The 11,611-nt window shown below is 44.8% G+C and carries 12 protein-coding genes; 10 read left to right on the forward strand and 2 right to left on the reverse strand.

Annotated features, from left to right (window positions below):
- Nucleotides 1-12 precede the first annotated feature (12 nt).
- The 3 genes from GC098_RS26860 to GC098_RS26870 all read left to right on the forward strand — a co-directional run bounded on the left by GC098_RS26860 (nucleotide 13) and on the right by GC098_RS26870 (nucleotide 2,489).
- Nucleotides 13-1,242 carry a DUF1501 domain-containing protein gene (locus GC098_RS26860; protein ID WP_171646270.1) on the forward strand — a complete coding sequence of 410 codons (1,230 nt, stop codon included), beginning with the start codon at nucleotides 13-15 and terminating at the stop codon, nucleotides 1,240-1,242.
- A 108-nt stretch (nucleotides 1,243-1,350) separates the two neighbouring features.
- Complete coding sequence (locus GC098_RS26865) at nucleotides 1,351-1,869, forward strand: mismatch-specific DNA-glycosylase (protein WP_171646343.1); 519 nt, start codon at nucleotides 1,351-1,353, stop codon at nucleotides 1,867-1,869.
- Nucleotides 1,869-2,489, forward strand: coding sequence for an NUDIX hydrolase (locus GC098_RS26870; protein WP_171646271.1), 621 nt, complete (start codon nucleotides 1,869-1,871; stop codon nucleotides 2,487-2,489). Before GC098_RS26865 ends, GC098_RS26870 begins: the two co-directional genes overlap by 1 nt.
- 17 nt (nucleotides 2,490-2,506) lie before the next feature.
- Here the strand turns inward: GC098_RS26870 and GC098_RS26875 are convergent, their stop codons facing one another.
- Nucleotides 2,507-3,361, reverse strand: a complete 855-nt coding sequence (locus tag GC098_RS26875; protein ID WP_171646272.1) for a DUF421 domain-containing protein — start codon at nucleotides 3,359-3,361, stop codon at nucleotides 2,507-2,509.
- A gap of 97 nt (nucleotides 3,362-3,458) precedes the next feature.
- Nucleotides 3,459-4,313 carry an RNA 2',3'-cyclic phosphodiesterase gene (gene thpR / locus GC098_RS26880; protein ID WP_171646273.1) on the reverse strand — a complete coding sequence of 285 codons (855 nt, stop codon included), beginning with the start codon at nucleotides 4,311-4,313 and terminating at the stop codon, nucleotides 3,459-3,461.
- Here thpR and serC point away from each other — a divergent pair.
- From serC to GC098_RS26915, 7 genes are all read left to right on the forward strand, one after another.
- A complete protein-coding gene (gene serC, locus GC098_RS26885) occupies nucleotides 4,312-5,400 on the forward strand; it encodes a 3-phosphoserine/phosphohydroxythreonine transaminase (RefSeq protein ID WP_171646274.1) in 1,089 nt (362 codons plus the stop codon). The two genes, thpR and serC, sit on opposite strands and share 2 nt — an antisense overlap.
- A 589-nt stretch (nucleotides 5,401-5,989) precedes the next feature.
- Nucleotides 5,990-6,349: a class Ib ribonucleoside-diphosphate reductase assembly flavoprotein NrdI gene (nrdI, locus tag GC098_RS26890; protein ID WP_047677314.1), complete on the forward strand. Its 360-nt coding sequence runs from the start codon at nucleotides 5,990-5,992 to the stop codon at nucleotides 6,347-6,349.
- Nucleotides 6,336-8,420, forward strand: coding sequence for a class 1b ribonucleoside-diphosphate reductase subunit alpha (gene nrdE / locus GC098_RS26895; RefSeq protein ID WP_171646275.1), 2,085 nt, complete (start codon nucleotides 6,336-6,338; stop codon nucleotides 8,418-8,420). Before nrdI ends, nrdE begins: the two co-directional genes overlap by 14 nt.
- A gap of 22 nt (nucleotides 8,421-8,442) precedes the next feature.
- On the forward strand, nucleotides 8,443-9,429 hold the full coding sequence (gene nrdF, locus GC098_RS26900; RefSeq protein WP_171646276.1) for a class 1b ribonucleoside-diphosphate reductase subunit beta: 987 nt from the start codon (nucleotides 8,443-8,445) through the stop codon (nucleotides 9,427-9,429).
- A 211-nt stretch (nucleotides 9,430-9,640) separates the two neighbouring features.
- Nucleotides 9,641-10,198: a glycerol-3-phosphate responsive antiterminator gene (locus GC098_RS26905; RefSeq protein ID WP_171646277.1), complete on the forward strand. Its 558-nt coding sequence runs from the start codon at nucleotides 9,641-9,643 to the stop codon at nucleotides 10,196-10,198.
- A 208-nt stretch (nucleotides 10,199-10,406) separates the two neighbouring features.
- Nucleotides 10,407-10,652, forward strand: coding sequence for a hypothetical protein (locus tag GC098_RS26910; RefSeq protein WP_171646278.1), 246 nt, complete (start codon nucleotides 10,407-10,409; stop codon nucleotides 10,650-10,652).
- 123 nt (nucleotides 10,653-10,775) lie between these two features.
- A complete protein-coding gene (locus GC098_RS26915; protein ID WP_171646279.1) occupies nucleotides 10,776-11,591 on the forward strand; it encodes an HAD-IIA family hydrolase in 816 nt (271 codons plus the stop codon).
- The last annotated feature ends 20 nt before the right edge of the window (nucleotides 11,592-11,611 follow it).

Here is an 11,611-nt window from a genome sequence, read left to right on the forward strand (position 1 = left end):
GGGGGGAGAAAAGTGAAATTATCGCGAAGAGATTTTCTGCTTAAAGGAACAGCCATGTTTGCGACTTTAGGCCTAGGTGGGGCTTTATTTACAGCAACGGGAAAATCGATTTTTGCTGGCGGTGTTGACGATAACGTTGATGAACCTGTGATTGTTGTTGTTCAGTTAAGTGGAGGGAATGATGGCATTAATACGCTAATCCCTTATGGACAAGGGATTTACTATGATGCTCGTCCGACGCTGGCTTACCAGCAGAAGGATGTACTTGCGTTAGATAATCAAGTAGGCTTGCATCCGAGTTTAGTTGGCCTCGCTGCACTTTATAAACATGGGAAGATGGCTGTCGTACAGGGAGTTGGATATCCAGGACCCGATCACTCTCATTTCCGCTCTATGGAAATTTGGCAGACAGCTGAGCCAACGAAGATTAGTCGAAACGGTTGGCTTGCACGCTATGCAGAGTCTTCTTTGCGGGATAGCAGCAATCCGCTCAAAGCTATTCAGATTGGCGCAGGGGGCAAGGCTTTTGCTTCGGAGAAAATGAGCTTTCCCGTTATCCAATCTTTAGAAACGTATCATCTGATTGATCCGAAAACAGCGATGATGGACAAAAATCGGATCACCAAAGCATTCTTGGAGATGTATGGTGTACAGAATCAAACGGAACAGCTGCGTGTCGTATCAGGCCGTGGATATGAGGCCTTCAAGAGTGTAGAAGCGATTCAAGCTTTAACGGCTACCTATGCGAATAAAGTGGAGTACCCGAAAACTAATTTTGCAAGAGATCTCCAATTAGTATCCAAGCTGCTGGCTGGTAAATCGGGCACAAGAATATTCAATGTACAGATTGGCGGTTTCGATGATCATGCCGATGAGAAGGTACAGCATGCCAAAGTGCTGACTCAAGTCGACGAGGGGCTGACAGCGTTCTATAAAGACTTGGAGGCGCAAGGACTGCAGGATCGTGTTGTTGTGATGATGTTTTCAGAGTTTGGGCGCAGGGTGAAGGAGAACGGAAGCGGCGGAACAGACCATGGAACGGCAGCTCCGATGTTTGTGATTGGAGGCAAGGTGAATGGCGGTCTCTATGGAGCGTACCCAAGCCTGAGCAATTTGGACAATGGGGATTTGAAGTATGAGGTTGATTTCCGCTCCGTTTATAGCACGCTTATTGATAAATGGTTAAAAGGTGATACCACCGCTGTGCTAGGCAAGTCCTATGAGTCTTTAAAGTTTATATAAGGAATGCCGGGGTCCTGTGCCTCGGCTTTTTGTTTTTAGCTGTTCATGGTAACCTATTGAAAAAGGTGGAAAATTCGTCGTGCGGGTGGAGGTGCTTTAACGTTGAGCATAGAGCCAATTTCAGATCATCTAGAGAAGAATTTAAGGATACTTTTCGTGGGGTATAACCCTAGTATACGATCCGGAGAAACGGGTCATCATTATGCGAATCCGAACAATCGCTTTTATCGGATTCTTTTCCAAGCGGGATTAACACCTCGGCTGTATAAACCTCAGGAGGATGGGGATCTGCTGAAACTCGGGTATGGATTTACGAATATCGTGGCTCGCCCTTCGTTAACAGCCGCTGAAATTACGCCTGAGGAATACCGAGAAGGTCGACTTATTTTGAAACAAAAGATCCAGGCCTTTCGACCTCGTGTAGCCTGTTTTGTAGGAAAAGGTGTATATGTGCAGTATAGTGGCCGTAGGGGGATGAATTGGGGGAGTCAACAGGATCCTCTGGTTGAAGGTGTGATCGACTATGTATGTCCCTCTTCTAGTGGGCTTGTTCGGATGAAGCTTGAGGAGATGGTAGCTATTTATAGTGGAATTAAGACTTATATCGAAATGGAGCTGGGTTACTGATGAATATTCCATGGTTGGAATGGGCCAAAGAGATCCAGGCTATTAGTCAAGCCGGTCTTACTTACGGTGAGAATGGCTATGACTTGGAGCGATATGAGGCGCTGCGCAAGATCAGCGTGGAGATGATGAGTTATTTCTCAGAGACACCGATCGATAAGGTGACGGATTTGTTCGCCAGCGACACGGGGTATCAGACGCCGAAAGTAGATATTCGGGCTGTCGTATTGAGAGAGAACAAGCTGCTGCTTGTGAAGGAAAGAGCCGACGGTGCTTGGGCTTTGCCTGGTGGCTGGGCGGACATCGGCCTCACTCCGTCGGAGGTCGCCGTCAAAGAGACCCACGAGGAGGCCGGCTATGATGTCAAGCCGGTGCGATTGTTGGCGGTCTTCGATAAGAAGCGCCACGCGCACCCACCCTCGGCAAATCACGTGTACAAGATGTTCATCTTGTGCGAGCTGGTGGGCGGGGAAGCACTTGAAGCCGGTCTGGAAACGACCGGCGCCCAGTTCTTCGACGAGAGTGAGCTGCCGCCGCTCTCGGTAGAGCGAAACACCGCTGAGCAAGTGCAGCGGATGTTCGAGCTTGCTCGTGACCACACAGCGCAGACGCTGCTCGATTAGCCAAGCGCGTAAGGACTTTACCGCTTTAGTACAGGTTCCAGTTGTGCGATAAGTTCCTCCATTTGCTTCGAGCATAGTTCGTACATCTCTTTTGCAGCTTTAGTATTCGTAGTAAGCCCAAACAACATAAGATCGGCTTCGCACTTTTTTAATGTAGCAAATAGGTTTGCTTTTTCCTGCGGCACAGGTACCATGATCTTGTCGTCAAATAAATCCACATACAATTGGCTGTAAGAATCGACTTGGCCTAGAAATACATTTTCAATCGTCACACCTAATTTATCTAGTTCAGTTTTAAGCCATCCTCTGTTTAATCCGATGGTGGCCAATGCTTCATCCATGATTTCACCGTCCATGATAACCGCTTGGGGCTCCTGTTCAGGTGCAACTTGGATGCCCAAATGTTTGGCAGTCAACGGTTGGTTTTTTCGAGCTAATAGGACATTAATATCCCCATCTGGTTCCATGATCGCAAATTCAACATCAGCCACTTTAAATGCCGATCTCTTTCTTAATTGCTCCATAAGTTCATCGGTGGTGAGCCGTTCTTTCTTTAAATTATCTTCCAAAACTTTACCGTCTCTAATGAGCACAGTTCCTTTACCATCAATAAAATCCCGCATTTTTTTGCTTTTTAGCTGCAAAAATTCAATTCCTAAAGAGCACGCGACCCAAGCGGCTAAGGATACCAACCCTAAATACCAATCTGTCTCCAATGATATGTAAGCCGCGAGATTACCAATTGTAATTCCAGTTATGTATTCGAACAAGGAAAGTTGAGAAACTTGTCTTTTACCCAACAACTTTGTCATAACGAAAAGCACGACAACCGCTAATATTGTCTTTAGAAAAATTTCAATCCATTCGGGCACACCGGATCCTCCTCTTTTATTACATCTAATTCAGTTGGTTAAATTGTTTGTGGAATTCTTGAAAATTATACAAAAATAAGATGTGAATTCCATTGTCTCATGCCTCAAACGGGAACACGCCCAGCGGTTCGTACGCCGGTTGGCGGCCCAAGTGGCTGCGGTAGAGGACGATGTCCTCTACCCGCCACACGGGCCAGCCGCCGGCAGGCGCTCCAACCGCTGCTAGGGCGGAGCGCTTGAAAGGCCCCGCCGCTGTGCGGTAGCGGCGGGCTAGCGTGAGGTGCGGCCGATAGGCGCGAGCCTCGGCCGGGAAGCCGTGGCGGGCGCAGACGCCCGCGACCTCGCGCTGCAGCGCAGCAAGCGCGTCTAGGTCGCCGGCGAGGCCCGCCCAGAGGATCGACGGCGCCGCCGGAGGTCCGAACACGCCGAGGCCCTCGGCGTGCAGGGTTAGCGGCAGCGCAGCTGCAGCAAGCTGGCGCAGGTCGGCTGCCAGCGCTTCGGCCGTCTCGGCGGATGTGTCGCCGAGGAAGCTTAACGTGACGTGGACGTCCTGCGGATGCGTCCACTTTTGGAAAGGCAGCACCTTCTGGATGCTTTCTTTCCATATGTCGAGCTCCCGCTGGACGTCTTGCGGGAGCTGAATGCCTACGAACAGCCGATACATCTCGGAGGCGTTCGTGGAACTTGAGTTGTTTGTTGAACTCGAAGCGTTTCTGGAACTTTGTGCGTTCGTGGAATTTAAGGTGTTGGAGTTTTCAGAATTCGCAGCGTTTGTAGAACTTTCTCCTATCGTATCAAGCAATGTCATAAATAAATTAGGCTCCTTTTGTATCCAAATCTGTTCTCTTCTTCGTTCTTCTCCTAGCATTGCCAACTGAGGTTTTACTTGATGCATGAAGAGAATATTGCTATCATAGCGATAATACAAAAAAGCAAAGGTGTGGTCATTCATGGGAAATAGGGCCTATAACTTTAACGCAGGGCCTGCGGCATTACCGCTCGAAGTATTGCAGAAAGCACAAGAGGAGCTTGTCGAATTTAAAGGTATCGGCATGTCCATTATGGAAATTTCTCACCGCAGCGCGGAGTTTGAGCAAGTACATAATGAAACGCAGCAATTGTTGAAACAAATTTTTAGTATCCCTGATGGGTACCAAGTGCAGTTTCTTCAAGGTGGTGCGAGTACACAATTCGCCATGATTCCGCTTAATTTTCTAAAGCCAGGTAAAGTAGGCAGCTATGTGCTTACAGGTGCATGGGCGGAGAAAGCTGTTCAGGAAGCAAGCTTGTTCGGAGAAGTTGTCATCGCAGCAAGCTCGAAAGAACAGAAATTTATGAAAATTCCGGACTTGAGTGAAATCAACATTCATCCGGATTCCGCTTATTTGCATTTGACTTCGAATGAAACAATTGAAGGTGCTCAGTTCCAGAGTTTTCCAGATACAGGGAATGTGCCGTTAATCGGGGACATGTCCAGTGATATCTTGAGCCGTCCTGTTGATGTTTCGAAATTCGGCATGATCTATGCAGGAGCGCAAAAGAATCTAGGTCCTTCTGGTGTAACTGTGGTTATTGTTAAGGAAGATTTATTACAAGATCTGCCTAAAACGATTCCAACCATGCTTCGCTACGAAATCCATAGCAAAAACAATTCTCTTTACAATACACCACCAGTTTATTCAATCTACATGATGAACCTAGTATTAAAATGGATTCAGGAACAAGGTGGACTAGCTGTCGTCCAGAAAAATAACCTTGAGAAATCAGGTTTAATTTATAGCGCAATCGACCAAAGCGGTGGTTTCTACCGTGGACCTGTTGATGTTGGCAGTCGTTCCGCGATGAATATCACGTTCCGTTTGCAGGATGAAGAGCTGGAGAAGAAGTTCATCAAGGAAACCGAGCAGAACGGATTCGTTGGGTTGAAGGGTCATCGCAGTGTAGGCGGTTTGAGAGCATCTACGTATAATGCTGTTCCTTATGCATCCTGCAAAGCGCTCGCTGAGTTCATGAGTGATTTCCAAAAACGCAACGGTTAAGAAATAAGATTAAGCTATTCATGGCACCCTCGTGTGCACGTGAATAGCTTTTTTTGTTTCTGGATAGGAATGTGGCATCTTCGCTATTAAAGACCTTAGACGGACTCTGAGATGGCTTAATGAGCCTATATTTGGAATGGAATGGATCAATATCTAGTGAGCTCAAAGCCCTAATCTTGTATTCGACAAATTCAAAAAATCAAGTCAAAATTGAAAAAATATTTTCAAAGCCTTCCGAGCCACGCCCTGTCTAGGTTTACGTATTTTGCTAGTCAAAAAGCGCCTTTTTACTCGTTGACAAACACAATATATTGATATAAATTTGAATCTATCAACTAGATATCGTGAAAAAAGCGAAACACACAACTGCTAGAATTTGTGAAAAAATAGGGTCAAATTCCGTTATAAACCGCATGATTGACGCCTTTTTCCTAGGATGCGTATTTCTGAAATTCGCATATTTTGTCGAAAGGCGTTGGCGAATTCCACCTTGGATTGCACGGAATGATTCATTTGTTTACTACATATAGGGTTACTTACATAAGCGGTACTAGATAGTGAATAAGAGAGTGTTAGGAGACGGAAACCCATGCTGATTGCTTACGATTCGAAAACGGGAAATGTTCGCCGATTTATTGCTAAGCTCAAAATGCCTGCGATTCAAATTGAGGAAGCGATGAAAATGGACGAGCCTTTCGTGCTCGTTACCTATACAACCGGTTTTGGTCAAGTTCCTCCGAAGGTAGCTTCTTTCCTAGAAAGCAATGCCTCTCGTCTTATCGGAGTAGCAGCAAGTGGTAACCGCAACTGGGGAGACGGATTTGCCAAAAGCGCAGATACGATCTCACAGCAGTACGATGTGCCTGTGTTAACCAAGTTTGAGTTATCTGGCACCAAAAATGACGTAGAACGATTTGTTCAGGGGGTACATGCAATTGCGGCACATTGAGCTGAATAATTTATTGATGCAACGCGGAGCGGATGGCTTTTTCCAACTAGAGAAGGATAAAGAAGCTGTTGAAGTTTTTATGAAGGAAGTCCACAGTAAAAGCCTCACTTTCCCCGATACTTCTTCTAAAGTTCGTTATATGATCGATCATAACTATTACGAGAACGTATATGAGAAATATACACAAGATGAAGTTAACGATGTTTATCAAGTGGCCCACGATAATCAATTCGAGTTCGCCTCCTACATGGCAGCTTCGAAATTTTATACGGATTACGCTTTACGCAGTGATGACAAGTCCTTATACCTGGAACATTTCGCGGATCGCGTTGCTATTGTTGCTTTGTACTTGGGACGTGGGAACGTAGAAACTGCGCGTGTTCTTGCTGTCTCGATGATGGAACAACGCTTGCAACCAGCAACACCGACGTTCCTTAATGCAGGTAAGAGCCGCCGAGGCGAAATGGTATCCTGCTTCCTGCTGGAGATGGACGATTCTCTTAATTCTATTAACTACGTGCTAGCTACCTGCATGCAGCTTTCCAAAATTGGCGGTGGCGTAGCCGTGAACTTGTCCAAGCTTCGTGGTCGCGGTGAAACGATTAAAGGTGTGGAAAACGCCGCAAAAGGAATTATGCCGGTTCTTAAGCTCATGGAGGATGCTTTCTCCTATGCAGATCAAATGGGTCAGCGCAAGGGTTCAGGAGCTGCTTACTACAACATTTTCGGCTGGGACGTTATGGAGTTCCTAGATAGTAAGAAAATTAATGCGGATGAGAAATCTCGTCTGAAGACACTGTCCATCGGTCTCATTGTACCGAACAAGTTTTACAAGTTGGCTGAAGAGAACCAGCCGTTGCATGTATTTGCTCCTTACACGGTACTGCAAGCCTATGGTAAGCATCTGGATGATATCGATCTCGATGAGATGTACGATGAACTGCTGGCCAATCCGAAAGTGAAGAAAAAGGTTGTCATGAGTGCGCGTGACATGCTAGTTAAAATTGCGACTACCCAACTGGAATCCGGTTATCCATATATGATGAACCGTACGAATGCCAACAAGGATCATGCCTTGAAAGGTATCGGTACGATTAAAATGTCTAATCTCTGTACAGAGATTTTCCAACTGCAAGAAACTTCGGAAATCAACGATTACGGCCAAGATGATCTTATTCTAAGAGATATCAGCTGTAACCTCGCTTCCATGAACATTGCAAACGTAATGGATCGTAAGAAACTGCGCGAAACCGTTCACGAGGGCATGATTGCATTGACTTCTGTTAGTGATATGACGACGATCTGCAATGCGCCGGGAGTTGCCAAAGCAAACCGTGAGCTGCACTCCGTTGGTCTCGGTGTTATGAATCTTCATGGCTACTTGTCTAAGAACAAAATTAGCTATGAGAGTGATGAAGCCAAAGATTTCGTCCGTACGTTCTTCATGGCTATGAACTATTATTCGATTGAGAAAAGTATGGAAATTGCCAAATCCTCGGGGCAAACCTTCGAAGGCTTTGAGCTATCCGAATATGCGAATGGCGACTATTTCAACCGGTACACGGAGACGGATTACCGTCCGCTTACGGATAAAGTGAAGTCCTTGTTTGAGGGAATGCCGATTCCATCACCAAGCGACTGGGCCAAGTTAAAAGAAGATGTAAAAACCAATGGTCTTTATCATGCTTACCGATTGGCCGTTGCTCCAACACAAAGTATTTCTTATATTCAAAATGCTACTTCGAGTGTCATGCCAATTGTAGAACCTATCGAGACTCGAACTTATGCGAACTCAACAACGTACTATCCGATGCCTTTCATGGCACGCGATAATTTCTTTTACTATAAATCTGCTTATCAAATGGATCAGTTTAAGATTCTTGATCTTATTGCTGAAATTCAAACACATGTGGATCAAGGGATTTCAACCATTTTACATGTAAATAGCGATGTTTCGACGAGACAACTTGCTAAACTATACCTCTATGCGGCACACAAAGGACTTAAATCGCTCTACTACACGCGAACGAATCAGCTATCCGTTGAGGAATGCGTCAGCTGCTCGGTGTAATTTGGAAGGGGATTGAATATAAATGAGTACGGCCACTACCCTAAATAATGCCAGGAAAGCTGTGAATTGGAATCGTCCCGATGATGATTTTACGATCACTTTCTGGAATCAAAATATTATGCAGTTCTGGACAGATGAGGAAATCCCATTATCTGATGATAAAATGTCATGGATCACATTAAGTGGTGCAGAACGTGAACTTTACATGAAAGTACTCGGTGGCCTTACGCTGCTCGATACCATGCAAGGCGGCGTTGGCATGCCGAAGATTCTTGAGCATGTCGATGGGCTCCAGCGCAAAGCTGTGCTAAGCTTCATGGGTATGATGGAACAAATACATGCGAAGTCCTACAGCAGTATTTTCACCACGTTGTCTACAACGGAAGAAATCAATGAGCTGTTCCTATGGGTTGAACGCAATCCTTACTTGCAGTTCAAGGCAAACAAGATATCCCACTTCTACGAAAACATTGGAACACCTAAAGAGCTATACTTGGCTATGGCAGCATCTGTCTTGCTGGAGAGCTACTTGTTTTATAGCGGCTTCTATTATCCGCTTTACTTGGCCGGACAAGGTAAAATGACGAGCAGTGGCGAAATTATCGATTTGATTTTACGCGATGAGAGTATTCATGGTCTGTATATCGGTGTGTTGGCACAAGAGGTTTATGCGGAGTTAAGCCCTGCTGAGCAGGATGAGGCATACGCAACATTGTGTGCCTTGCTGAAGGAGCTTCATGCCAATGAGGAAAGCTATACAGAAACTCTCTATGGGCCTTTGGGCTTGGCAGAAGAAGTGAAAGCTTTCTTACGCTACAACGCGAATAAAGCGTTCATGAACCTTGGCGTAGATCCCATTTTCGAAGAAGAGGATATTAATCCGATTGTTCTTAACGGTCTGAGCACGAAGACGAAGCAGCATGACTTTTTCTCGAAAAAAGGGAATGGTTATGTCCGCACGATTCACGTTGAAGCGTTGACGGATGATGATTTCCTTTTTGGGGATTGAACATAAACATGGTTAGCTACGGATTTAACGGAGTGAGATTGTGTTGACAAAAGTCGATACCGATTTTATAATTCAAACTAAATCATATCCATTGAATACGGTTAGGTTCGAATATAGAGAGAAACCCTTTCCCGTGATCATATCCTTCAACTGGAGGGGTATGTTCATTGTGGTCAGGGTTTTTATTTATCTGTTTGAAAGGGGAGTTTATATGTATCCAATAATCGATCTTGTAGAGCATCAAACCATTGCCACCGTACAAAAAGAAGAAGAACTAGAGCTTGCTATAAAGAGTCAGGCCAATATTGTTTTTCTGCTAATGGGCTCCATCTTCAATGTTCAGGAATTGGTGGATAAGATAAAGGGCGCAGGTAAGCAAGTCTTTATTCATGTAGAATTCATAGAAGGAATAGTGGCTGATCGGACCGGAATATCTTATTTAGCGAAAAATGTAAAGCCTACCGGCATCATTTCTACAAAAGGTAACCTCATTCGGATTGCGAAAGACATGAATTTGATGGCCATTCAACGTATTTTCCTAATTGATCACAGCGCCGTGCTAAGAGGGATCAAAGCGGCGGAGCAAAGCCAGCCGGATGCGATTGAGGTCATGCCTGGCATTATGCCCCACATTATCGAGGGGCTAACTTCGATGACTCCCTACCCCATTATTGCGGGGGGACTTGTTGATAATCGGAGGGAAATAGACGAGGCTTTGCACGCTGGGGCGTTGGCAGTCTCTACAGGGAAATCTGAGTTATGGCAATAGCGATTAATTGATTGCGCTTTCATGATTTTTATTATATAGTAGCAATATTAGATTATTTTGTATCTTGGGTAGAGACTAATGAGAACCCCTGATTACACTGTAATTCACTTTCTAATGGGAAAGTGAGTTCATGTGTAGTCGCGGGTTCTTTATCTTTTTAGGGGGACAATTAAAATGGAAATTACCTTACTAGGGACAGCCTGCGCTGTTGGCGGGACGGAAAGAGATAACACCTATTTCCTGGATTCATGAAGCGACAACAGCCGAACGTCCACTGGTTAACCATACGAGCTTACAGGAAATAATTAATTACTATCCATTGGAACGTATTGATAAGGTGGTAGCCGTTCATTTAACCGATACAGAGCCTTATGATCGTGTCCTCGACAGTCATGTTACAGCTATTAAGGATAAAATAATCATTGGCTTTGATTTCATGAAAATTAATCTATGATGATGTGTAAGGGAAAGAGACTAGTAGAATCCCAAACCTATCAGACTGACTTTAGCCGGAAGGTGAAGTCTGTCTTAGGGTTTGGGATTTTTTTCGAATTTATAGATATAGGAGTTGGAACAGATGAAAGATTATGCAGGATATATATTTGATTTGGACGGCACTATTTATTTGGGGGGTCGCTTGATTGACGGCGCAGCTGAGGTGATCGAATCCCTACAATCGAGACAAAAAAAAATCTTGTTTTTAACGAATAAAACGATTGAATCCCGAGATAAATACGTTGCTAAACTGAACGGTTTGGGCATAAAAGTCGGGATTGACCAAATCTTGAGTCCGACGCTGGTTACCATTCGGTTTTTAAAAGAAAAATACGAAGACTGTAAAATATACGTGATCGGGGAAACGTTGATCAAAGAAGAATTCAAGCAAGCGGGGTTTACATTCGCTGAATCACCTGAAGAAACAGATGTAATCATCACCTCATGGGATCGTGAGTTTCACTACTCTCATCTGGATTTTGCCTATCAAGCGATTAAGAAAGGAGCTATGGTCCTTGCCACAAATCCGGATAGAACTTGTCCGACGGAGGGAGGTGATGTTCCGGATTGCGGGGGGATGATCGGAGCTATTGAAGGAGCAACAGGAATGAAAATTGAACTCATTACCGGTAAACCATCCGTTTATATGGCCAAAGCGGCATTGGAAAGCTTGAAGCTGAACGCAGATCAATGTCTAATGACAGGCGATCGGCTTGAAACGGATATTTTGATGGGTAAACTAGCGGGTTTGCATACAGCATTGGTTTTGACGGGAATTACACAAAAGGAAGATATTTCGAAATCAGACTATCAACCGGATTATATTCTTAATTCCGTATATGACCTCTTGTTAGAGGGGGTCATCGAAGAGACTGCAAGTACATTAGAATTGGATTGAAATGAGACGGCGAGATCATG

Origin of the sequence: Paenibacillus phytorum (assembly GCF_013141715.1) — a bacterium.
Taxonomy (GTDB): Bacteria; Bacillota; Bacilli; order Paenibacillales; family NBRC-103111; genus Paenibacillus_E; species Paenibacillus_E phytorum.

Excerpts from the sequence above, each read along its gene's own strand:
- GC098_RS26905 (WP_171646277.1), top strand. The coding sequence starts at position 9,641 with ATGTATCCAATAATCGATCTTGTAGAGCATCAAACCATTGCCACCGTA.
- nrdI (WP_047677314.1), top strand. The coding sequence starts at position 5,990 with ATGCTGATTGCTTACGATTCGAAAACGGGAAATGTTCGCCGATTTATT.
- nrdF (WP_171646276.1), top strand. The coding sequence starts at position 8,443 with ATGAGTACGGCCACTACCCTAAATAATGCCAGGAAAGCTGTGAATTGG.
- thpR (WP_171646273.1), bottom strand. The coding sequence starts at position 4,313 with ATGAATGACCACACCTTTGCTTTTTTGTATTATCGCTATGATAGCAAT.
- GC098_RS26915 (WP_171646279.1), top strand. The coding sequence starts at position 10,776 with ATGAAAGATTATGCAGGATATATATTTGATTTGGACGGCACTATTTAT.
- GC098_RS26870 (WP_171646271.1), top strand. The coding sequence starts at position 1,869 with ATGAATATTCCATGGTTGGAATGGGCCAAAGAGATCCAGGCTATTAGT.
- serC (WP_171646274.1), top strand. The coding sequence starts at position 4,312 with ATGGGAAATAGGGCCTATAACTTTAACGCAGGGCCTGCGGCATTACCG.